Origin of the sequence: Rhizobium sp. CFBP 8752 (genome assembly GCF_014842035.1) — a bacterium.
In the GTDB taxonomy this organism is placed as follows: domain Bacteria; phylum Pseudomonadota; class Alphaproteobacteria; order Rhizobiales; family Rhizobiaceae; genus Neorhizobium; species Neorhizobium soli.
In genome coordinates, this window is record NZ_JACYUZ010000001.1 from 2,523,873 (window position 1) to 2,545,093 (window position 21,221).

Sequence of the window (21,221 nt, forward strand, 5' to 3'; positions counted from 1 at the left end):
GAAGATAGCACGGAGCCGATTGAGAACAAAGGTTAGGACACGATGCGGGAGAAGTCCGCAACGGTGGCTGTCGCCTCGCGGATCGCCTTCAGGAGAGCGAGGCGGTTGGCGCGGATTGCGGCATCCTCGTCATTGACGAGCACGTCCCCGAAGAACGTATCGACCGGTACGCGCAGCTTCGACAGGGCTTCCATGGCCGAGCGGAAATCTTCCTTGGCAACCGCGTCGGACGCTTCCTTCGAGGCTTGCGAAATCGCCGCCCAGAGCGCCTTTTCGGCATCGAGCGTCAGGAGAGATTCCGAGACGCGATCGGCAACGACAGTGCCCTTCTTCTCCTCGGCGGCCAGCAGCTGCGTGGCGCGCTTGGTGCCGGCAAGCAGGTTCTTGCCGTCCTCGGAGGTGATGAAGGCCGTCAGCGCTTCGGCACGACGGGCCACCAGCAGCAGATCGTCCGCGTCCGGCGTCAGCACCGCATCGATGATGTCATGACGGGCGCCGAGATCGCGGAGATAGACTTTGAGGCGGTCGTGGAAGAAGGAGAGGAGATCTGAATCCTTGGTGACCGCAAGCAACGGCAACCGCACCTTCCGCTCCAGCAAAATCCGCACGACACCCAGCGCTGCACGGCGCAGCGCATAGGGGTCCTTGGAGCCGGTCGGCTTTTCGTCGATGGCCCAGAAGCCGACGAGCGTATCCAGCTTGTCGGCGAGCGCCAGCGTCAGGCCGACCTTGTCTTCCGGCAGGCGGTCGGAGGGGCCGTTCGGCTTCCAGTGGTCCTGGATGGCGGCGGCGACCGATGCATCCTCGCCCTGCAGCACGGCGTAGCGGCGGCCCATCAGGCCCTGCAATTCCGGGAACTCGCCGACGGCTTCGGTGCGCAGGTCCGCCTTGGCGAGCACGGCGGCACGATCGACCAGAACCGGATCGGCACCGGTGATCGGCGCCAGTTCCTTTGCCAGTGCGCGGATGCGGGTGACGCGTTCGCCCTGGCTGCCGAGCTTGGCGTGGAAGGTAACGTTAAGCGCATCGAGCTTGGCCATGCGCTGGTCGAGCGGCTTCTTGAGATCGAGGCCGAATTTCTCAGCCGAGGCTTCGAGCGTCGCGAGATCAGGCAGGTCGCCCTGGTCGCGGGTCCAGAAATGGCGAGCGTCGGAAAGGCGCGCGCGCACGACCTTGCCGTTGCCGTGAACGATTTCCTTGCCGCCATCCTTGGCCTCGATATTCGAGATGAGGATGAAGTGGTTGGACAGGCTGCCATCGTCAGCACCCTGACGACGGGTGACGAAGCATTTCTGGTTTGTCTTGATGGTGAGACGGATGATCTCGGCCGGGATTTCCAGATAGTCTTGCTCGAACGTGCCGAGCAGAACATGCGGCCATTCGACGAGGCCGGAGACTTCCTCCAGCAGGCCTTCGTCCTCGACGAGGTCGAGACCGTTGGCGAAGGCGATGTCGCGGGCATCGTGCAGGATCATGTCCTTGCGGCGATCCGCATCGAGCATGACCTTCGCCTTTTCGAGGTTCGACACATAGTCGTCGAAGCGGCGCACGGTTATGGCCTCAGGCGCATGGAAGCGGTGGCCATAGGTGACATTGCCGGCGGTGATGCCGTCGATCTGGAACGGAATGACCTTGGTTTCTTCATGCTCGGTGCCGAACATGCAGACGATCGATTGCAGCGGGCGCACCCAGCGCAGGCTTTCAGACCCCTTGCCCTCGATACCGCCGAAGCTTGCGCCCTTCGGCATGGAGGCGGCACCCCAGCGCATGGATTTCGGCCAGGGGAAGGAGCGGATGATGCCGGGCATGACCGCTTCGATGATCTCTTCCGCCGCACGGCCGGGCTTGGAGACGACGGCCACGTAGAAATCGCCCTTTTTCGGGTCGCTGGCGACCTGGGCTTGCGAGATATCGGCAAGGCCTGCCTTGCGCAGGAAGCCGGCGATCGCCTGTTCCGGCGCCTTGGTGGATGGGCCCTTGATCTCCTCGCGCTGATCGGCCGAGCGCGCGTTGAGACCGCGGATATCCAGGGTGAGGCGCCGCGGCGTCCAGTATTCGCGAACGCCCTCATAGGTCAGGCCCGCATCCACCAGCGCATCGGTGACGAGTTTCCTCAGATCGCCGGCAGCCTTGCGCTGCATGCGGGCCGGAATTTCCTCGGAGCGGAGTTCTAGGAGCAGATCGGGCATATCATTCTTCCTCACCCTCCCCTTGAGGGGGAGGGTCGGACCGCAGGTCCGGGGTGGGGTGACAATCGTGTGCTTCTGCTAGCAAAGTTAAGCGCTGCTGCACAATGGCAAATATGGTGTCGAGAACGGCTTCGAGTTCGTCAAGCACTTCAGCATTCCAGAATCGGACGACGTGGTAACCCGACGCCTTGAGGTAAGCGGTCCGTTCGGCGTCATATCGGCGCGCAGTCTCCTGCGCATGCTGGCTACCATCCAGTTAGATGATCAGGCCGATCTTGTGGCAGGCGAAATCGGCGAAGTACCGGCCGATCGGGACTTGCCTGCGAAAATGCGTGCCTTCAATCGGGATCTTCCAGAGATGGCGCCAAAGCCTGGCTTCGGCATCCGTCGCGTTGTTTCGCAAACGACGCGCGTTGGCGACTTTGAAGCGTTGAAGTTTTGCCGGTTTTTCCTCTGCCATGCGCCACCTCGAGAGAGTGTTCGAAGCATGCAATTACCCCCACCCGCCGCTTCGCGGCGACCTTCCCCCTCAAGGGGGGGGTGAAGAAAGTCATGAGCCGCGTCCCCCTTGAGGGGGATGTGGTTGTGGCAGGGTCGAGGTTTCTGCCATGCGTCACCCCACGAGAGTGCTCGAGGCAGGCGTCACCCCCACCCGCCGCTTTGCGGCGACCTCCCCCCTCAAGGGGGAGGTGAAGGAAGTCACCGGCGACTTCACCTCCTCACGCGGAGGTGAAGGACACTACCAGCCGCCTCCCCCGCCTCCACCGCCGCCGCCGCCCGAGAAGCCGCCGCCGGAGAAGCCTGAGGACGAGGAGGATGTGGGTTGTGGCAGGGTCGAGGATATGGTCGAGGCCATGGAGGAGGAGAAGCCGCCGATGCGGTCTCCGAAACTGTTGAAGCCGCCGCCGTGATACCAGGCGGCGGTGTAGGCGGCGCCGAGACCGGCGGCTGCGAGCCAGGTGTCGAATGCCTGGCTCCACGGCTTCTCGACGCCGAGCGCTACTGCATAGGGCAGAAGCTTTTCGAAATGCTGCGGCGACATTTCCGGTGCGCCGGCCATGTTCATGCGGTCCTTCTCGGCCACGGTGAGATAGAGGCGCAGGCCTTCGATCCCGTCCATCAGCTTGGCGCCGATCGGCGTCGGCGCCCCCATCAGGAAGAAGAACATGACGTTGGCGAGCACGATGCCGCCGACCGAGACGAGAAGCGGCCAGTGATCGGTACCGGTGAGTTCGGAAACGAGCGCCACCAGAACGGAGGTGACGATCGAGAGCGCGACGAGGCCGATAAAGCCGAGCACGACCACGGTCATGATGCGGCCAAACAGCGACGAGCCACGCCGCAGCTTCTTGCCGAAGCCGACCGCGATGAAGCCGAAGAAGACGGCCACGAAGACCGGCACGATCAGCACGGCGATCATGTCCGGTTCCAGATTGCCGAACACAAGCAGGGCTATGAGGAAGATGACGCTGAGGCCGATGCCGCCGAGCACATAGCCCCAGTTGGCGTTGTAATATTTGCCGCGATGTTCGCGTTCGATCGCCTGCCGGAAATTCTTGCCGACAGTCTGGACGGCGGTGCCGTTGTTCTTGTCGATGACGAAGCTTTCACCCTTGCCGCCGACTGCCGAGAGAATCACGGACTGACCGGCGGGCAGATCGCGGCCGCTGCTCTTATCGGTGCGCCTGATGACGATCTGCCTCGAGAGATCGTCGAGCACGACATAGCCCTTGACGGCGAGATCGATGGCGCTCGCGGCAAAGGCGGTCCAGCCGCCACCGGAAAAGCCCTTGTTGTCGATATAGTTGACCAGCGCCGGGGACAGGCCTTCCGGCGCATCCCAGCGCGGAACGACGATGCCGCGCGCCGGATCGCGGCCGACGCGTTTCCAGACGGCGAAGTAATAGGCCAGCACGATGACGAGACCGGCGCCGGCGATCAGCGTGCCCATATGATCGCGCAGCCACCAGCTGCGTTCCTGATCCTTTGAGGGTACGGCCACGACGCCCTTCGGAAAGCCGGCAACGATCGTCAGCCCTTCCTGCGGTCCGAGCGGTCGCGTCGTCGAGAAGACAGCACTGTCACCGTTTGCCTGCATGCGGGCATTGCGGGCGGTCGAGCCGAGCGGGCCGGTAAAGGCGGCCGTCTGCTGCACCTGCCCGCCATCCGGCAGCGTCACCCTGGCCGAGGCCTGGGCGATGCGGAAATCCCAGCCGTTGCCGGTGACGTTCCAGTAGAGTTCGTCGTGATCGTCAAAGTAGCGGATCTGCCGGTCGGTCCTGTAGGTAAGCACGAATGTATGCTCGCCATCGCGAAGGAAAACGTCCTGGTCTCCGGAATAGATGCGGATGCCGCCAGCGATGGTCTCGGTCCGGTAGGGTTCATTGCGGCCATCGCGGGTGACGGAGACGATATCGAAGCCGACCCGAACCGTGCGTCCCTCGGCATCGACCATGGTCAGCGGAAAGTCGCGGAAGATGCCGCGGCGGATGCGGTTGCCTTCCGACTTGGCGACGATCGTCTCGGTCACCTTAAGCTCGCCATCCGGCGCGACTGCGATTTCGGAATGGTAGCTGCGGATATACTCCTCGGCAGCGGCGGGAAGCCATGCCGCGCAGAAGAGCACAACAGCGAGAACAAGGCGCCGAACCATCAGCCGGCTCCGATCAGAATTTCACGGTGGGTACAGCGCGATCGGCTTCGTTGGTAATCTCGAAATACTCGCGTTTGGAAAAGCCGAACTGGCCGGCAACAAGGTTGTTGGGGAAGGTTTCCACCTTGACGTTCAGTTCGCGCGCAGCACCATTGTAATAGCGGCGCGACATCTGGACTTCGCTTTCGATGGTTTCCAGCGAGGCCTGCAGCTCGGAGAAATTCTGGTTGGCCTTGAGATCCGGATAGGCTTCCGCGAGTGCAAACAGTTTCCCGAGCGCTTGAGAAAGCATGCCTTCGGCCTGGGCACGGCCCGCGACGTCGCCGGCCGGCACCGCCTGCGCCTGGTTGCGCAGCCGCACCACCTCTTCGAACGTGCCCTTTTCGTGGGCCGCGTAGCCCTTGACGGTCTCGATCAGGTTGGGGATCAGATCGGCGCGACGCTTCAGCTGCACGTCGATGCCGGACCAGGCTTCCTCGGCCATCTGTCGCGCCTTGACGAGGCCGTTATAGATGACGACGAGATAGACAGCCACGAGGGCAAGAATGCCGAGCGCGATATACATGACGAGAACTCCCCCGGATAACAATAGCCGGGCGGAGACTAAGTCGGGTTCAGTGAATTGTCACTGGAAATCGGTGGGTTAGCCCGGAAACGCTCTAGGCAGCTTCCCGGCCGAGTTTGGCGCCGCCGGCATCCGTCAGCAGGAAGGCTTCGCCGCAGGCCTTGGCCAGTGTGCGCACCCGCAGGATATAGCTCTGGCGTTCGGTGACCGAAATCACGCCGCGGGCATCCAGCAGGTTGAACACGTGGGATGCCTTGATGCACTGGTCATAGGCCGGGAAGACGCATTTGTGCAGCATCTGGTTCGCCTGATCCCTCGGCGCGCCGAAAGCGAGCAGCGCCTGGCATTCCTTTTCGGCATCGATGAAGTGACGGTGCAGCATTTCGGTGTTGGCGAATTCGAAGTTGTGGCGGGAATATTCCTGCTCTGCCTGCAGGAAGACATCGCCGTAGGAGATCTTCTCTTCGCCTTCGCGGCCGTTGAAATTCAGGTCATAGACGTTGTCGACGCCCTGGACATACATGGCCAGCCGCTCGAGACCGTAGGTCAGTTCGCCGGCGACCGGCGAGCATTCGATGCCGCAGACCTGTTGGAAGTATGTGAACTGCGAGACTTCCATGCCGTCGCACCAGCATTCCCAGCCGAGACCCCAGGCGCCGAGCGTCGGGCTTTCCCAGTCGTCCTCGACAAAGCGCACATCGTGCAGAAGCGGATCAAGACCGATCGCGGCCAGCGAGCCGAGATAGAGTTCCTGCAGGTTGGACGGGTTCGGCTTCAGGATGACCTGATACTGGTAATAGTGCTGCAACCGGTTGGGATTTTCGCCGTAGCGACCATCGGACGGGCGACGCGAGGGCTGCACATAGGCAGCTTTCCAAGGCTTCGGACCAAGCGCGCGCAGCGTTGTGGCCGGATGGAACGTGCCGGCACCGACTTCCATGTCGTATGGCTGCAGGACCGCACAGCCCTTGTCAGCCCAATAGGCATGCAAGGTCAGGATCAGCGCCTGGAACGAGCGCTTCGGGTTCATGTGATCTGGCAGGGTCGTGGCGGTCATGGGACTGGTCGCTATTTGCTTATTTCCGGTGGCGTCAGGTGCCACGGGCGGGACTGGGGGTCAAGAGTTTTGCGGCATTCGCCCGGCTGCGGCCGCAGTTGCGAACCGCGACATCGCCGGGCCAAACGTCACTTGATCAATCGCAATTCACGCAGGGGCAGGTCACCTATGGTTCAAAGCACCGTTCGGATAAATCTCTGATTTTATTGCCAAGTATAGAACGACCCAGACCGGACCGGGCGTCGGAACGTTTCATTTTTCTTAAGTAAACTATGCTAAATTTCAACAAATCCGCACAATAGGACGATTGAAATGGTAACAATTCGTACCAAGATGATCTTTACGAGCCTTGCGATGTTCGTGCTTGCGGGCGGTGCTGCCGGAGCCGGGATTTGGGGTTCGACGACGCTGACGAACAATGTCGATACCGTCGCGCGCACCGCCGAGATTTTGCGCAATCATATGCAGGCCGACATGATGCACGACGCCCTGCGCGCCGATGTTCTTTCGGCACTGATGGCACGCAATGCCCAAGGCGAGATCTCCACCGCTGACGTCACCTCGGATCTGAAAGAGCGTGTCGAGTCGTTCCGCAAGGCAATCGACGACAACAAGGCTCTGGTGACCGATCCCGAGATACAGGCTGTTCTTAAAAACCTGGATACGCCTCTGCGTGGTTACATCGACAATGCCAGCGCCATTGTCGCGCAGGCAGCGAGCCACCCGGATCAAGCACTGTTGTCGCTGCCTGCATTCCAGCAGCAATTCTCGATCCTCGAAACCGCCATGGAAAAAGCAGGCGATAGCATCTCGTCGCTGTCCGACGGCGTCAAGCTCAACAGCGACCGGCTGGCGGTTCTGATCGACACGATCCTCAAGACTGTGCTGGCCGCAACGGCCGTATCTGCGCTTGTCCTGCTGTTCGTATCGCGAAAGACCATCATTCAGCCGATCCGCTTTCTTGCAGGCGACATGCAGAAGCTGGTCGGAGGCAACACGGCGCTGTCCATCACGGGGATCAATCGCACCGACGAAATCGGCGAGATGGCGACGGCTGTCGAGGTGTTCCGGCAGGCAGCGATCACCAACAAGCGACTGGAAGCGGAGGCGATTGCCGCGCGTGAGCGCAACGAAGCCGATCGCATCCGGGTGACCAGGGAAGCAGAAGCGGCAGCCCGCGTGATGCTGCACGAGGCAACCTCCAGCCTGGCGGGCGGGCTGCGAAAGCTCGCGGCAGGCGATCTCAGCTTTCACCTTTCGGACGCTTTCGCACCTGATTTCGAAGCGCTGCGGCACGACCTGAACACAGCCGTACATCAGCTTGACCAGACGCTGACCACCGTCGCACAGGCGGCAGGCTCTATCGACACCGGCACCCGCGAAATCAGCATCAGTTCGGACGACCTGTCGAAACGCACGGAACAGCAGGCCGCCTCGCTGGAAGAAACTGCTGCGGCGCTTGACCAGATCACCATCAATGTCGCCAACGCCTCCAAGCGCGCCGACGAAGCCCGCGCGATCGCGATCCAGGCCAATGCCAGCGCCACCCAGTCCGGCATCGTCGTTGCCAGTGCGGTCGATGCGATGCAGCGGATTGAGGAGTCCTCGGGACAGATCTCCAGCATCATCGGCGTCATCGACGAGATCGCCTTTCAGACCAACCTTTTGGCGCTCAATGCGGGCGTCGAGGCCGCACGCGCCGGTGAGGCCGGCAAGGGCTTTGCGGTGGTCGCACAGGAAGTCCGTGAGCTGGCGCAGCGCTCTGCTCGGGCCGCCAAGGAGATCAAGGAACTGATCCGGAATTCGACGACAGAGGTCGAGAGCGGTGTGAAACTGGTGCGGGAAACCGGCGGCTCCCTGAAGGTGATCGGCGACTACATCATTACCATCAACCAGCATATGGACGCGATCGCAACGTCGTCGCGCGAGCAGTCGGTCGGTCTTGCCGAGGTCAATACAGCCGTCAATCAGATGGACCAGGTGACGCAGCGCAATGCAGCGATGGTGGAGGAAACCAGTGCCGCCAGCGCCTCATTGGCCACCGAAAGCCACCGCCTGCACGAGCTGATCTCACAGTTCACACTCGGCCGGCCCGCTGCCAGCCAGCATGACAAGACACGCCGGGCCGCCTGATCATCGGAGCCCGGAACTACCAACGCAAAAGCAGCGCCCGGGAACGGACGCTGCTTTTTTTCTATGTGGAGCGCCAACCTCCCTCATTCCTGTGCTTGTCAGGGAAGAGAGGGAGGCGTGGGCGGAGGAAGGAACGAGAGCGCGAGTAGAGGATGGAGCAACGTGGCAAGCGGGTGACGCGGCCATGAGCGCGATATCAAAGTGTATGTCTTTAAACCGTATCGACAGCGACTACTCGCCGGCGACAGCCTGATCAGACGTCGTCGTCGCGCTTGACCCGGTATTCGCCCGTCACCGGATCCTTTTCCAGCGTTCCCATGGCGCCGGTGCGTTGCTGCTCTTCCTCACGGCGCGTGCGGGCCGTCAATTTTTCGGCGTCCTTGATGAAGCGCTTGTAGAGCATCCATCCGCCGCCGATCAGCAGGGCCAGAAGTATGAGCTGAGCCATTTCCCGTCGAAACCTTATAAGGCGGGCATATCAGAGCCCGAAGCGGCTCCACATTGCCCGTTCTTCCAGGCCTTCGGCAAGACCTGCCGTGGCGCCTGAGGCAATTTCCCCCAGATTGGCGGATCCTAGCGCAACGCCCGGCACCCGGCGACCGAACAGGGTCCGCGTGCCGCCGATCAGCTCCAGCTTGGCATCCTTGCCGAAACGGCGCTTAATCACATCGCGCATCTCGCCCAGCCCATCGATGAGGCCGAGTTCGAGGCCACGGGTGCCAGTCCAGAAGAGCCCGGAGAAAATCGTGCTATCTTCGCCAAGCCGCGACCCGCGGCGCGATTTCACCATGTCGATGAAGACCTTGTGGATCTCGAGCTGCAGCGTCTTCAGGTACTCGATGTCGCCTTCCTTTTCCGGCTGGAAAGGATCGAGAATCACCTTGTTCTCGCCGGCCGTATAGACGCGGCGTTCGACGCCGATCTTCTTCAGCATTTCCGGGAAGCCGAAACCACCCGACACGACGCCGATCGAGCCGACGATCGAGGTCGGATCGGCAAAGATCTCGTCGCCGGCAAGAGCGATCATGTAGCCGCCAGACGCTGCCACATCTTCCACGAAGATCAGAACCTTCTTGTTCTTTTCCTCGGCGAGAGCCCGGATGCGCTGGTAGATCAACCTCGACTGGACAGGCGAGCCGCCCGGCGAATTGATGGAGATGGCAACGACCGGCGCATCCTTCTTTGCGAAGGCCTTTTCCAGCATCGGCGCCACGGTTGCGATGTTGAGGGTCTGCTTGAACTGGCTGCCGCCCGCCATAATCGTGCCATGCAGTCGGACCACCGGGATCGACAAACCGGTCTTGCGGAAACGTTTTGGCAGCAGGCGATTCAAGAAGCTCATCATCCATCCTGTTCAAGCATATATCGGAAGCCTGGATGTATGTTCTCGAAGGGCGAACACAATGGCTGAGCCTCTAAAAACGGGGTTTTACCGCCGTCTTCGGTGATAGGCGGTGCGGCCGTTGTTCAAATCGTCCGCCTGCGACATGAAGGAATTGCCATCCGCTCCATGCACGATCAGCGGCGCGCGGAACACCAGCCGCGCTCTCGATCCCTTGACCCCGGTTACCAGAATGCGGGTCGCATCCTCGCCCGGGCGGGGGTGGACCGGGGTTATTTCAAGCCCGCCGAAGCGCTTGCCGCAGGCCTCGATGATATCGCCGATGGAATCCGGACGGGCGATCAGCGACAATTGCCCGCCGGGTTTCATGATGGCGGCGGCCGTGCGCAGCCAGTTTTCGAACAGGCCAGCGGTCATTGCATGCGCTTCGGCCTTCAAGGCATCCGGCGTTATGCGGTCGTCGGCGTGGTTGAAGGGCGGGTTCATGATCACATGGTCGTGCACGCCGTCGTGCAATCCCGCGTCGACCCGGGCCTTGCCCGTGAGCGTCACATCGGCGCCGAGAACCGTGATACGATCAGACAGGAAAGCATTTTCCGGCAAAGCCAGCGTTCGCCGCGCATACTCCGCCATCAACGGCAACTTCTCGACCAGAACGATGCGGGCGTTTTCGAGCCGGCTCGCGACCGCTAGTCCTGCGGCACCGGCGCCGGATCCGAGATCGGCAACCGAAACGGACCGTTCGTCCGCCACAAGCGAGGCGAGCAGCATCGCATCCACGCCGGACCTGTGGCCGCCGCCCTTCGGCTGCACCAGATGGAAGCGGCCGCGGTGAAACGCATCGATGGTGAAGTCCGACGAAAGATCCTGCGGGATGCCGGCGGACGTGGTCACGGTCGAAGCTCCGCCTCCAGGCCGGCATCGATCAGGATGCGGCGGGCTTCGTCTCCCCTCTCCTCCTCGACAAGGAAGCGTTTCGACAGCATGCCGAGCGAGCCTTCGAGCACGCTCATGGACTGGTCCGCAACCATGAAATGAATGCCGGCATCCTTCATCAGGCTGCTCGCAACCGAGAGAAGCACCGGGTCGTTGGCGCGAATGAGTTCCCGCATGCGGCAAAAATCCCCCTCAAAAACGGCAGGTCAGCGAATTGTCACTTGCCGCATCCTGCCACGCTTTCTATTGTCCAAGCCGGAACTTAATTTAGGAGTCCGGTCGTTGGGCGTCGTAATACCGCTTGAAGAAGGCAAAAACAAATCTGCTTCCGTGAAGCCCCTGGTGGACCTCACGAGAGGAGACATGGAGCGGGTCAACCAGCTGATCCTGTCGAAGGCAGGCTCCGACGTGCAAATGATCCCGGAAGTTGCCAACCACCTGATCTCGTCGGGCGGAAAGCGGCTTCGGCCGATGCTGACGCTCGCGTCTGCGGTGCTGTTCGGCTACAAGGGCGAAGGCCATGTGAAGCTCGCGACCAGCGTCGAATTCATGCATACGGCAACGCTGCTGCATGACGATGTAGTGGACGAAAGCGATCTGCGCCGCGGCAAATCCACCGCACGGATGATCTGGGGCAACCAGGCCAGTGTTCTCGTCGGCGACTTTCTGCTCGGCCAGTCCTTCAAGATGATGGTCGAAGTCGGATCGCTTGAAGCGCTGGACGTTCTGGCAACCGCGGCTTCCGTGATTGCGGAAGGAGAAGTGCTTCAGCTTTCCGTCGCCAAGAACATGGAAACCACCGAGGACGACTATCTCTCCGTCATTCGCGCCAAGACGGCGGCGTTGTTTGCGGCGGCGGCGGAAGTCGGCCCGATCATCGCCAATGCCGACAAGGCCGGGCGTTCCGCAATGCGCTCCTACGGCATGAACCTTGGCTACGCCTTCCAGCTGGTCGACGACGCGCTCGATTACGGCGGCACCGCTGCCGATCTCGGCAAGAATGTCGGCGACGATTTCCGCGAGGGCAAGATCACGCTTCCGGTCATCCTTGCCTACCGGCGTGGCACCGAAACGGAGCGGGCATTCTGGAAGACGGCGATCGAACAGGGCGAAAGCAGCGAGGAAAATCTTGAAAAGGCGCTGGGCCTGATCAAGAAATACGACGCGCTGAACGACACGATCGGTCGGGCCCTGCATTACGGCACGATTGCCCGCGATGCGCTGGCGCCGCTGCCGGCATCGCCGCTCAAATCCGCGATGCTCGAGGTGATCGACTTCTCCATCCAGCGCGTGAACTGACGCTCTCTCCGTCGCGTTGACGAAGGTGTGACCGTTCCTGCCCGGCATCCGCTCTCTGCGATGCCGGAGAATTCCTTGCGGACATGCTTCAAAAAAGCCATTCTGTCATGACTCAATTGGCGCGGGATGGTGGCGATTTGCCACCGTCAAAGCGTCGCCTGCTCAAGGCCCACCACGAAAGGCATTCTTTTTATGCGGCAGAAATACAGCCTCCGTCTGCTTTCCAGCGCAGCGCTCGCAGCCGTTCTCATGCTCGCCGGTGCAGCGCAAGCGGCGACGCCAGAGGCGAAGCCGGCCGCCGCGGAGAGCGTGAAATTTGATGCCAGCGACGCGCAGTCGTTTTCGGGCGCGTTCCTCGCTGCCCGCACCGCCGATGTCGACCATGATTACGCGAACGCGATTGCGCTCTATCGCAAGGCGCTTTCCTTTGATGCGGCCAACCTTGAAATCCGCGAACGCCTGATGATTTCGCTGTTTCTGAGCGGCGATTTCGAAGGCGGCTTGAGCGAAGCGGAGAGGCTGAAGGACGATGCCGGCGTCGAGCGCATCACCCGCATCGTGCGGGGGCTGGATGCGATCCGCGACAAGCGCTTAGATGCCGCCAAAAAGACGCTTGCCTATACCGGCCCGAACGATCTTGACCGGCTGACCCACCAGATGATGATGGCGTGGGCGGATGTCGGCGCAGGCCGCGGCCGTCAGGCGATCTCGACTATTGCCGGCCTCAAGGGGCCCGACTGGTTCAAGGTGTTTACGGACTATCATCTTGGCGCCATGGCGCTGGTTTCCGGCGACACGGCCAGCGCACGCAAATATCTGACCACCGCCATTACCAACCAGGAAGCGGTTGCGACAGCTCCCGATACGTTCATGCGCGCCATCATGGCGCTTGCCCGTCTTGAAGCCGCTGCCGGCAACAAGCAGAAGGCGCTCGACGCGATTTCGGTCGGCGACCAGATGATCAGCAACTATGCGCCACTGAAGGCGCTTCGCCAGAGCATTGAAAAGGGCGAGAAGCCCGAGCAGCAGATCACCAATGCTGCCGAAGGCGCGGCCGGCGTGCTGTTTTCGATCGGCGGCGCGCTGAACCGCCAGGGCGCTGAGGATATGGTCGGTCTCTACCTGCAGATCTCCCATGCGATGGACCCGAAGAGCGCCGACACGCTGATCCTGCTCGGCGGCATTGCCGAGAAGATGGAACAGCCGCAACGCGCCATCGAGCTTTATGCAAAGGTGCCGGCCGACAGCCCGATGCGCCGGATCTCCGAATTGCAGCTGGGCATCACCCTGTCCGATACCGGCAAGGTCGACGAGGCAAAGAGCCATCTGAAGGCGCTGATCGATTCGGATCCGGCCGACATCCGCAGCTATATCGCCTATGGCAGCGTGCTCTCCGAAGCCAAGGACTACAAGGCGATGGCCGCCAATTACGACAAGGCTGTCGAAATGATCGGCTCCGTGCCGAAGCCGGGCGACTGGACCGTGTTCTTCCAGCGCGGCATTTCCTATGAACGCCTGAAGCAGTTCGACAAGGCCGAGCCGAATTTCCGTCGGGCCCTGGAGCTCAACCCCGAGCAGCCGCAGGTTCTGAATTATCTCGGCTATTCGCTTGTCGACCTCAACCTCAACCTTGCCGAAGGCCTCGACATGATCCGCAAGGCAGTCGATGCGCGGCCGGACGATGGCTATATCGTCGATTCGCTGGGATGGGCCTATTTCCGCCTCGGCAAGTTCGATGAAGCCGTGACCGAACTGGAACGCGCGGTACAATTGCGGGCCGGCGATGCGACGATCAACGACCATCTGGGCGATGCCTACTGGCGTGTCGGCCGCAAGCTGGAAGCGGTCTACCAGTGGAACCGGACGCTGATCTCCGAAGGCGAGGACGTCAACAAGGAAATGGTCAAGGAAAAGATCGCCAACGGCCTGCCGCCGCTCGATCCGAACGCGACGACGGCCGATCGCGGCCAGGCAGCACCAGTGCCGCCTGCCCCGCCGGCACCTGCCACTCCCGACAAGAAATCCTGATAAAGCGGGCTTTCCAGCATGACCATATCCGATACGCAAGACGCCACAGACGTGGCCCTGACAGAACTTGCGCCTGCGAAGATCAATCTTGGCCTGCATGTCGTGGGGCTTCGCTATGACGGGTTTCACCTGCTGGAAAGCGTCGTCACCTTCGCCGATCTGGGTGACGAGCTGACCTTCACGCTCTCGGAATCGGATGAGTTTTCCGTTTCCGGCCGCTTTGCGTCCGAGCTTTCAAATGACGAGGCGGGCCAGGCTGGCAATCTCGTGGTGAAGGCCCGTGGTCTGTTTCGCCAGCAGCTGGTTGCAAACGGCTTTCCGGCGCCGCCCGTTTCGATCCATCTCAGGAAGGATCTGCCGATTTCGGCCGGGATCGGCGGCGGATCGGCTGATGCGGCGGCCACGCTTCGCGGCCTGTTCCGGCTGTGGAATGCGGAGATACCGGAAGCTGCCCTTCTGGCGCTCGGCCTATCACTGGGTGCCGATGTGCCCATGTGTCTGACGGGGGCTGCCATTCTGGCCGAAGGGATCGGCGAAAGGCTTGAGCCGCTGCCGACCATGCCTTCCCTTTCCCTCGTGCTCGCCAACCCGCTGATCAGCGTCTCGACGCCTGAGATCTTCAAGCTACTGGTGGACAAGGAAAACGAGGCCCTGCCGCCGACGCCGACCGACGCAGGCGGCTGGCTGCCTTACCTGAAAACGCTTCGCAACGACTTGGAGCCGCCAGCTCGCGCGCTCATCCCGGAGATCGAGGAACTCTCCGCGATGATCGCAGCGCAAGGTGCCGAGCTGGTGCGCATGTCCGGATCCGGAGCGACCTGTTTCGGTGTGTTCCCTTCGAAGACAGACGCGGAAGCCGCCGCGCAGGCGCTGACCTCCCTGAAGCCGGACTGGTACTTCGAAGCGGTCGAAACCGTCGGAGCAAAGCCATGAGCAAGATCGCCGAAACGCGCGAGTTCATTCCTATTTCGATCGCGGTGCTGACCGTGTCGGATACCCGGACTATGGTGGACGACAAATCTGGCGATACGCTGGTTGCCCGTATCGCGGAGGCCGGTCACAGGCTTGGGGCACGCGCCATCGTGCCCGACGACAAGGAGCGTATTGCCGGCCAGGTGCGCGAATGGACGCTCGACCCTGAGATCGACGTGGTCATCACCACCGGAGGAACCGGCTTTACCGGCCGCGACGTGACGCCGGAAGCGCTGGAGCCGCTGTTCGACAAGAAGATGGACGGGTTTTCCGAGGTGTTTCACCGGATTTCCTACGACAAGATCGGTACTTCGACGATCCAGTCGCGGGCCACCGGCGGCGTTGCCAATGCAACCTTCATCTTCGTGCTGCCAGGCTCTCCCGGTGCCTGCAAGGATGCCTGGGACGGCATTTTGAAAGCGCAGCTGGACTACCGCCACATGCCCTGCAACTTCATCGAGATTATGCCGCGGCTGGACGAGCACCTGCGGCGCGGTTCGGGCAAGTAACGGCCTGATCTACCGCGCGGACGCTGCGACCCAGGCAGGGATTATCTCGCTCACCAGTCTCGACGGCTTTGCGGCTGACGTCACAGCCTTGGCGATATCCTCAAGACCCATCCCGGATTTTGCACGCGCGACAGCCTCGCGCTTGGGCAGGATCAGCCCCTGCTCCAGCGGCGGAACCGAGCGGACGATGCGCGTGAAGAACGGCTTGCGGTAGGTTCGCGACGGAGAGAACCTGGCCGGTTGCCGGTTGAGCGCCAGATATTCCATGACCTCGTCGATCCAGCCGGCCTGGAGACGCGCTCCGGGCTCCAGCAGAAGCAGCCATTCGGCGCGCGCCTTGTGCAGGATATCGACGATATCCCAGGAGCTGTGGAAACGGCAGCCGGCTGCATCCGCCACACGGGAAGACCCGTCGCGCGAATTGTGATCGAGCACCACGACATCGCTGACCAACCCCTCCACCGCGGCGGAAACAAGGATGGACAACGTCTGCGCGAGCTCGGCTTCCTGATCCCGGCATTCCAACAAAACAGTCAGCATTTTCAATGTCTAGCGCATTGTACAACGGATTGCCACAAATCCTTTGCGAGTTTGTTCTTGCATTGTTCTCAATGTCGCGATAGGAATCTTGTCATTCAAGAACGGGAATTTTTCCCGTTAGGAGTGCCCCATGAACGAGCTGTCCCATTTGCGGCAGGACGCATTCGCGCCTGCTCATACGGCTGATATTGCCGATGCATTGGTGAAGACCTCCGGCCTCCGGATCGAGGGGGATCGCCGGCGCGGTCGTGGCGCCGGACTGAACCCTTCAGGACGTTTCGAGACGGAGCGTCGCGAGGCTTTCGACGACGGCTGGCAGACGATCGAGGAACTTGAACCGTTCAGGACCGAGGTGCAGGTGGAAAAGCCACGTACCGCGATTACCCGAAACGATTCTCCCGACATTCCCTTCGACCGCTCAATCAACCCGTACCGCGGCTGCGAGCATGGCTGCATCTACTGCTTCGCGCGGCCGAGTCACAGTTTCATGGGGCTTTCGCCGGGGCTGGATTTCGAATCGAAACTGTTTGCCAAGCCTGACGTGCCGAAGCTTCTGGAGCGCGAACTGAGCCGGTCCGATTACAAGGTCCGGGCGATTGCGATCGGCACCAATACCGATCCCTACCAGCCGATCGAACGGGAATGGCGCGTCATGCGCCAGATTCTGGAAGTCCTGCAGAAGGCCAACCACCCGGTGACCATTGTCACCAAATCGTCGCTGGTCACCCGCGACATCGACATTCTTTCCGACATGGCGTCGAAGGGCCTCGCCAAGGTCGCGATATCGCTAACCACCCTCGACCGCAAGCTTGCTCGCAGCATGGAGCCGCGCGCGTCGACGCCCGCCAAACGGCTCGAGGCGATCAAAGCGCTCTCGGACGCTGGCATACCGACAGCTGTGTTCACCTCGCCGATCATTCCGGCGCTGAACGACCACGAGATCGAGCGGCTCCTGGAAGCGGGGCACGCTGCCGGCGCAACGGAGGCGAGTTACGTGCTCTTACGTCTGCCGCTGGAAGTGGCGCCGCTGTTCCGCGACTGGCTGCTGCAGCATTACCCGAACCGCTACCGGCATGTGATGTCGCTCGTTCGCTCGATGCGGGACGGAAAGGATTATGACGCGGAGTTCGGCAAGCGGATGAAGGGCACCGGTCCTTACGCCTGGCAGATCGGGCGACGCTTCGAGATGGCAACGAAGCGGCTCGGCATGACGCGTCGGGGTATGCCGCTGCGCGACGACCTGTTCCTGCGCCCGGATGGGGCTGGCGTCCAGCTGTCGCTGCTTTGAATTCTATTCGCAGGAGCTCCGTCGCCCCTGCGAAACTGCCTGATGACGTCTCGCAGGGTACAGCGGATATCATTCAGGTCGATTAATTTCTAATTTCGGCACGGTCCCCGCATATCACCTGCCGAAAGACCCCCGGTCCCACCATCATCCCGAAAGGGCGCCCCCGATGGTGGGCAACGACGCCGCACTCGTTGTCCGGGGGTTGCCGGAGGTCGGGCGGGCGTGCGAAACTGCCGCCATGTTGCTTCGCACGCCGCCCGATTCTCCGACATTGTTTGAAGAGACGCCATTCGTTCCGGATTTCAGCCTGGAGCTGATGGCGCGGGATGCCGGACATTGGCCAGTGGCCGGAACCGACGAGGCAGGCCGCGGTCCCTTGGCGGGTCCGGTTGTGGCCGCCGCCGTGATTCTCGATCCCGACAACATTCCGCCCGGTCTCAACGATTCCAAGAAGCTCAGCCTCAAGCAGCGCGAGGCGCTGTTTGCGATGATCATGGCGACGGCGCATGTGTCGATTGCATCGTCTGGTCCGCGCCTCATCGACGAGCGCAACATCCTGCGCGCCAGTCTCGACGCCATGCGGCGTGCGGTGATCGGACTGAATATCAAGCCGGCCTATATCCTCACCGACGGCCGCGACATGCCGCCAGGCCTTTCATGCCCCGGCAAGGCGGTGATCAAGGGTGACAGCCGTTCGGTCTCCATCGCCGCGGCCTCGATCGTGGCGAAAGTCACCCGCGACCGGATGATGGGTCGCGCATGCACCGTTTTTCCGGCCTATGGCTTTGCCAAGCATGTCGGATACGCCACCAAACAGCACCGCGACGGCATTACGAGCCACGGCCCCTGCCCGCTCCACCGGATGAGCTTTCGTCCGATGCGGAAAGATCCGCTGCCGGAAGACGATCTCGCCGATCTCCAGGCCTCGGACATTACCCTCACCCCATAACGCAAAAGGCCGAGCTTTCGCCCGGCCTTTTCTTAATTCATGTATCTGAAGCTTAGTTCAGGCGCGTTTGAACCGTACCGACGGCGTCTCTGAACAGGGCTTCCTGCGTTGCTGCATCGGCCTTGCGGGCGATGACGCTTTCGGCGGCAGCGATGGCGAGGTCGACGGCGGCGGCGCGAACGGCGCTCACGGCATCGGCTTCCGCCTGCTTGATCTTCTGCTCGGAGACCGCATTGCGGCGAGCGACGAATTCTTCCGTCTTCTGGCGGGCTTCTTCCGTCAGGGCAGCGGCTTCGCGCTCGGCGGAGGCGACGATGCTGGCAGCGTCGGCTTCGGCCTGCTTGCGCTTCTTCTGGTATTCAGCCAGCAGCGCCTGGGCTTCTTCGCGAAGCTTCTTGGCTTCGTCGAGTTCGCTGCGGATGTTGGCGGCGCGTTCGTCGAGCGACTTTGCCATCATGCCCGGCACCTTGATGTAGATCAGGATGCCGAGGAAAATGACGAGACCAACGAGTGCGAAAAATGTTGCGTCGAATGCCATGCGATCAGGCCCCCGTCTTGGCGGCCGCGACGGCAGCCTTGATGTCATCGCCGCTTGCCTTGCCGCCGATCATGAGATCGACGATGGCGGATGCGGTCTCTTCGGCGATCTGGCCGACTTCAGCAAAAGCCTTGTCCTTGATCTCGCCGATGCGGGTTTCTGCTGCACTGAGCTTTGCGGCCAGTTCGGCTTCGATGGCGCTACGGTCGGCAGCAGCCTTCGTCTTGGCGGCTTCGCGGGCCGCTTCGGCAATGCCGTGCGACTTGGCGCGGGCGGCGGCCAGTTCCTTTTCATAGGTCTCGACGGCAGCATCGGCTTCCGCCTTGGCGCGGCCGGCTTCCTCGAGATCCTTGGCGATACGATCGTGACGATCCTCGATGATTCCGCCAACGCGCGGAACGATCACCTTCTTCATGAGAAGGTAGAAGAGACCGAACGTGATGACGAGCCAGAGAAGCTGCGACGCGAAATGGGATGAGTCGAGCGGCGGAAACGCGCCACTGTGCTCAGTGTCGTGGGCGACACCGGTTTCGGTATGCACTTCGCCAGCCGGAGCAGCATGCGGTTCGGCCGCCGGTGCGGCGCCCGGTGCTGCAGGCGTTTCAGGAGCGGCCGGCGCGGTCTGCGCATATGCCGAAGTCACGAACATCATCACCTCCGGGTGAATTCCAAATGCGAAGGATCACGGTGCGCTTTGAGACGACCGTGATCCGAAGTCCAGGTCTGGTATTAGACCACGAACAGGAGAAGGAGCGCTACGAGCAGCGAGAAGATGCCCAGAGCTTCCGTAACGGCGAAACCGAATACCAGACGGCCGAACTGGCTGTCAGCGGCAGACGGGTTGCGCAGGGCGCCCGACAAGTAGCTGCCGAAGATGTTGCCGAGGCCGAGGGCCGTGCCGGCCATGCCAAAGCAAGCCAGACCTGCGCCGATGAACTTTGCTGCTTCCGCTTCCATGATGAACTCCTTGAATGGGTTTGCGGCTGATGACTGACGCCTCAGGACGCCAATTTGGTAGTTATTCTTAGTGCCCGCCGGGATGGACCGCGTCGTTCAGGTACATGCATGTGAGTACCGCGAAGACATAGGCCTGGAGGAAGGCAACGAGGAATTCGAGACCGGTCAGGGCGACCGTCATGGCAAGCGGCAGGATAGCGCCGCCGATGCCGAGTGCGCCGAGTGCTCCAAGCGAGCTGACAAAGCCCGCGAACACTTTCAGCGTGATGTGGCCGGCCAGCATGTTCGCGAAAAGACGAACGGAGAGCGAAATCGGCCGGGACAGGAAGGAGATGACTTCGATGACGACGACCAGCGGCAGAAGCGCGCCGGGTACACCGCTTGGCACGAACAGCTGAAGGAAGCCGAGGCCATGCTTGTAGAAGCCGTAGACGATGACCGTGCCAACCACCAGCAGAGCCAGTGCGAAGGTGACGATGATCTGGCTGGTGACGGTAAAGAAGTACGGGAACATCCCGAGCAGGTTCGCGGTCAAGACGAACATGAACAGCGAGAAGACCAGCGGGAAGAACTTCATGCCATGGCTGCCGGCGCCTTCGCGCAGCATGTTGGCAATGAACTGGTAGGACATTTCGGCGACCGACTGCGCGCGGCCCGGGATCAGGCTGCGGGCGGACGATGCGAAATACAGGAAGCCGGCTGCGCAGGCGACCGTAGCAGTCATGAACAGCGATGCATTGGTAAAGGATAGGTCGATACCGCCGATCTCGATCGGGACGATCTTGCTGATCTGGAACTGATGGATCGGATCGTTTGCCACCGCTTACCCTCTTTCATATGCCGCCATGCCGGCGGCTCAATTCGTGTTGCGAAACCAAGCCTGTTAGTGCCCTGCCCCGTCCCCGCTGCCTTTTTTCCGCAAGGGCGGCGGCTCGGCCACCTTGCCCACGGATCGAAGCACGTTCAGAACACCGGCGCAGAAACCAAGAAGGAGAAGAATGATCATCCCCCACGGCGACGTGCCGGCATAGTAATCCAGTCCATAGCCCAGAATGGCGCCCACTGCGACAGCCGAGATGAATTCGGAGGAAATCTTGAAGCCGAGGGCCATGCCCTTTCGACTTTCTTCAGATTGCGCTTCCCGCTTCGCCTCTACCGCGTCACCAGCCTTCCGATCCGCCAATTGTGCGGACAGACGCTTTCGGCGTTCTTCCAGACCGTCCTCGCGGTTGTCCATCCTCACGTCCTCCCATCCGCCCTTGTTCG

The 21,221-nt window shown here is 61.6% G+C and carries 21 protein-coding genes and 1 pseudogene; 7 read left to right on the forward strand and 15 right to left on the reverse strand.

The features are described 5' to 3' along the window. Positions 1 to 32: 32 nt before the first annotated feature. The 5 genes and pseudogenes from glyS to IFT59_RS12255 form a co-directional block, all read right to left on the reverse strand. Entirely contained in the window at positions 33 to 2,189 is a 2,157-nt protein-coding gene (gene glyS / locus IFT59_RS12235; RefSeq protein WP_192086954.1) for a glycine--tRNA ligase subunit beta, read from the reverse strand. Between the two features lies 1 nt (position 2,190). Next, positions 2,191 to 2,649, reverse strand: a pseudogene (locus IFT59_RS12240) (endonuclease domain-containing protein). Positions 2,650 to 2,928: 279 nt separating this feature from the next. Beyond that, positions 2,929 to 4,842 (reverse strand): DUF2207 domain-containing protein, encoded by a 1,914-nt coding sequence (locus IFT59_RS12245; protein ID WP_192086955.1) that lies wholly within the window; start codon positions 4,840 to 4,842, stop codon positions 2,929 to 2,931. 13 nt (positions 4,843 to 4,855) lie between these two features. Continuing rightward, the gene (locus IFT59_RS12250) at positions 4,856 to 5,407 is read right to left on the reverse strand and encodes a LemA family protein (protein ID WP_113109574.1); all 552 of its coding nucleotides are present in this window, start codon (positions 5,405 to 5,407) and stop codon (positions 4,856 to 4,858) included. 94 nt (positions 5,408 to 5,501) lie between these two features. Next, a complete protein-coding gene (locus tag IFT59_RS12255; protein ID WP_192087167.1) occupies positions 5,502 to 6,437 on the reverse strand; it encodes a glycine--tRNA ligase subunit alpha in 936 nt (311 codons plus the stop codon). Between the two features lie 339 nt (positions 6,438 to 6,776). On the opposite strand from IFT59_RS12255, the gene IFT59_RS12260 reads away from it, so the two are divergent. Beyond that, positions 6,777 to 8,597: a methyl-accepting chemotaxis protein gene (locus IFT59_RS12260; RefSeq protein ID WP_192086956.1), complete on the forward strand. Its 1,821-nt coding sequence runs from the start codon at positions 6,777 to 6,779 to the stop codon at positions 8,595 to 8,597. Positions 8,598 to 8,850: 253 nt separating this feature from the next. On the opposite strand, the gene IFT59_RS12265 is transcribed toward IFT59_RS12260, so the two are convergent. The 4 genes from IFT59_RS12265 to IFT59_RS12280 form a co-directional block, all read right to left on the reverse strand. Further along, positions 8,851 to 9,045, reverse strand: a complete 195-nt coding sequence (locus IFT59_RS12265) for a hypothetical protein (RefSeq protein WP_184653991.1) — start codon at positions 9,043 to 9,045, stop codon at positions 8,851 to 8,853. Between the two features lie 30 nt (positions 9,046 to 9,075). Continuing rightward, on the reverse strand, positions 9,076 to 9,942 hold the full coding sequence (locus IFT59_RS12270) for a S49 family peptidase (protein ID WP_446737818.1): 867 nt from the start codon (positions 9,940 to 9,942) through the stop codon (positions 9,076 to 9,078). 84 nt (positions 9,943 to 10,026) lie between these two features. Continuing rightward, complete coding sequence (locus IFT59_RS12275) at positions 10,027 to 10,833, reverse strand: tRNA1(Val) (adenine(37)-N6)-methyltransferase (RefSeq protein ID WP_446737819.1); 807 nt, start codon at positions 10,831 to 10,833, stop codon at positions 10,027 to 10,029. Next, complete coding sequence (locus tag IFT59_RS12280; protein WP_062453679.1) at positions 10,830 to 11,051, reverse strand: putative signal transducing protein; 222 nt, start codon at positions 11,049 to 11,051, stop codon at positions 10,830 to 10,832. The genes IFT59_RS12275 and IFT59_RS12280 overlap by 4 nt, the downstream gene beginning before the upstream one ends. A 106-nt stretch (positions 11,052 to 11,157) precedes the next feature. Here IFT59_RS12280 and IFT59_RS12285 point away from each other — a divergent pair, with 106 nt between their 5' ends. The 4 genes from IFT59_RS12285 to moaB all read left to right on the forward strand — a co-directional run bounded on the left by IFT59_RS12285 (position 11,158) and on the right by moaB (position 15,683). Further along, positions 11,158 to 12,174, forward strand: a complete 1,017-nt coding sequence (locus tag IFT59_RS12285; protein WP_062453680.1) for a polyprenyl synthetase family protein — start codon at positions 11,158 to 11,160, stop codon at positions 12,172 to 12,174. 192 nt (positions 12,175 to 12,366) lie between these two features. Continuing rightward, positions 12,367 to 14,202, forward strand: a complete 1,836-nt coding sequence (locus IFT59_RS12290; protein ID WP_192086958.1) for a tetratricopeptide repeat protein — start codon at positions 12,367 to 12,369, stop codon at positions 14,200 to 14,202. Positions 14,203 to 14,220: 18 nt separating this feature from the next. Beyond that, positions 14,221 to 15,135, forward strand: coding sequence for a 4-(cytidine 5'-diphospho)-2-C-methyl-D-erythritol kinase (locus IFT59_RS12295; RefSeq protein ID WP_192086959.1), 915 nt, complete (start codon positions 14,221 to 14,223; stop codon positions 15,133 to 15,135). After that, a complete protein-coding gene (gene moaB, locus IFT59_RS12300) occupies positions 15,132 to 15,683 on the forward strand; it encodes a molybdenum cofactor biosynthesis protein B (protein WP_184653994.1) in 552 nt (183 codons plus the stop codon). Before IFT59_RS12295 ends, moaB begins: the two co-directional genes overlap by 4 nt. Before the next feature lie 9 nt (positions 15,684 to 15,692). Here the strand turns inward: moaB and IFT59_RS12305 are convergent, their stop codons facing one another. Then, complete coding sequence (locus IFT59_RS12305; RefSeq protein ID WP_192086960.1) at positions 15,693 to 16,223, reverse strand: glycosyl transferase; 531 nt, start codon at positions 16,221 to 16,223, stop codon at positions 15,693 to 15,695. A gap of 130 nt (positions 16,224 to 16,353) precedes the next feature. On the opposite strand from IFT59_RS12305, the gene IFT59_RS12310 reads away from it, so the two are divergent. Then, positions 16,354 to 17,511, forward strand: a complete 1,158-nt coding sequence (locus tag IFT59_RS12310) for a PA0069 family radical SAM protein (protein ID WP_192086961.1) — start codon at positions 16,354 to 16,356, stop codon at positions 17,509 to 17,511. 238 nt (positions 17,512 to 17,749) lie between these two features. Further along, positions 17,750 to 18,460 (forward strand): ribonuclease HII, encoded by a 711-nt coding sequence (locus tag IFT59_RS12315; protein ID WP_192086962.1) that lies wholly within the window; start codon positions 17,750 to 17,752, stop codon positions 18,458 to 18,460. Between the two features lie 52 nt (positions 18,461 to 18,512). Here IFT59_RS12315 and IFT59_RS12320 read toward each other — a convergent pair whose 3' ends face one another. The 5 genes from IFT59_RS12320 to IFT59_RS12340 form a co-directional block, all read right to left on the reverse strand. Continuing rightward, entirely contained in the window at positions 18,513 to 18,998 is a 486-nt protein-coding gene (locus IFT59_RS12320; RefSeq protein ID WP_062453686.1) for a F0F1 ATP synthase subunit B, read from the reverse strand. A 4-nt stretch (positions 18,999 to 19,002) separates the two neighbouring features. Further along, on the reverse strand, positions 19,003 to 19,647 hold the full coding sequence (locus IFT59_RS12325; protein WP_371816117.1) for a F0F1 ATP synthase subunit B: 645 nt from the start codon (positions 19,645 to 19,647) through the stop codon (positions 19,003 to 19,005). Positions 19,648 to 19,727: 80 nt separating this feature from the next. After that, positions 19,728 to 19,955 carry a F0F1 ATP synthase subunit C gene (locus IFT59_RS12330; RefSeq protein ID WP_037087706.1) on the reverse strand — a complete coding sequence of 76 codons (228 nt, stop codon included), beginning with the start codon at positions 19,953 to 19,955 and terminating at the stop codon, positions 19,728 to 19,730. A gap of 67 nt (positions 19,956 to 20,022) precedes the next feature. Then, complete coding sequence (locus IFT59_RS12335; protein WP_062453688.1) at positions 20,023 to 20,775, reverse strand: F0F1 ATP synthase subunit A; 753 nt, start codon at positions 20,773 to 20,775, stop codon at positions 20,023 to 20,025. A gap of 63 nt (positions 20,776 to 20,838) precedes the next feature. After that, positions 20,839 to 21,192, reverse strand: coding sequence for an AtpZ/AtpI family protein (locus IFT59_RS12340; protein WP_062579350.1), 354 nt, complete (start codon positions 21,190 to 21,192; stop codon positions 20,839 to 20,841). Positions 21,193 to 21,221: the final 29 nt, after the last annotated feature.

Bases quoted from the DNA above. Each gene is read 5' to 3' on its own strand.
- IFT59_RS12280 (WP_062453679.1), bottom strand. From the start codon at position 11,051: ATGCGGGAACTCATTCGCGCCAACGACCCGGTGCTTCTCTCGGTTGCG.
- IFT59_RS12265 (WP_184653991.1), bottom strand. From the start codon at position 9,045: ATGGCTCAGCTCATACTTCTGGCCCTGCTGATCGGCGGCGGATGGATG.
- IFT59_RS12290 (WP_192086958.1), top strand. From the start codon at position 12,367: ATGCGGCAGAAATACAGCCTCCGTCTGCTTTCCAGCGCAGCGCTCGCA.
- IFT59_RS12340 (WP_062579350.1), bottom strand. From the start codon at position 21,192: ATGGACAACCGCGAGGACGGTCTGGAAGAACGCCGAAAGCGTCTGTCC.
- IFT59_RS12305 (WP_192086960.1), bottom strand. From the start codon at position 16,223: ATGCTGACTGTTTTGTTGGAATGCCGGGATCAGGAAGCCGAGCTCGCG.
- IFT59_RS12250 (WP_113109574.1), bottom strand. From the start codon at position 5,407: ATGTATATCGCGCTCGGCATTCTTGCCCTCGTGGCTGTCTATCTCGTC.
- IFT59_RS12325 (WP_371816117.1), bottom strand. From the start codon at position 19,647: ATGTTCGTGACTTCGGCATATGCGCAGACCGCGCCGGCCGCTCCTGAA.
- IFT59_RS12330 (WP_037087706.1), bottom strand. From the start codon at position 19,955: ATGGAAGCGGAAGCAGCAAAGTTCATCGGCGCAGGTCTGGCTTGCTTT.
- IFT59_RS12245 (WP_192086955.1), bottom strand. From the start codon at position 4,842: ATGGTTCGGCGCCTTGTTCTCGCTGTTGTGCTCTTCTGCGCGGCATGG.
- IFT59_RS12295 (WP_192086959.1), top strand. From the start codon at position 14,221: ATGACCATATCCGATACGCAAGACGCCACAGACGTGGCCCTGACAGAA.
- IFT59_RS12270 (WP_446737818.1), bottom strand. From the start codon at position 9,942: ATGATGAGCTTCTTGAATCGCCTGCTGCCAAAACGTTTCCGCAAGACC.
- glyS (WP_192086954.1), bottom strand. From the start codon at position 2,189: ATGCCCGATCTGCTCCTAGAACTCCGCTCCGAGGAAATTCCGGCCCGC.
- IFT59_RS12260 (WP_192086956.1), top strand. From the start codon at position 6,777: ATGGTAACAATTCGTACCAAGATGATCTTTACGAGCCTTGCGATGTTC.
- IFT59_RS12310 (WP_192086961.1), top strand. From the start codon at position 16,354: ATGAACGAGCTGTCCCATTTGCGGCAGGACGCATTCGCGCCTGCTCAT.
- IFT59_RS12320 (WP_062453686.1), bottom strand. From the start codon at position 18,998: ATGGCATTCGACGCAACATTTTTCGCACTCGTTGGTCTCGTCATTTTC.
- moaB (WP_184653994.1), top strand. From the start codon at position 15,132: ATGAGCAAGATCGCCGAAACGCGCGAGTTCATTCCTATTTCGATCGCG.
- IFT59_RS12255 (WP_192087167.1), bottom strand. From the start codon at position 6,437: ATGAACCCGAAGCGCTCGTTCCAGGCGCTGATCCTGACCTTGCATGCC.
- IFT59_RS12315 (WP_192086962.1), top strand. From the start codon at position 17,750: ATGTTGCTTCGCACGCCGCCCGATTCTCCGACATTGTTTGAAGAGACG.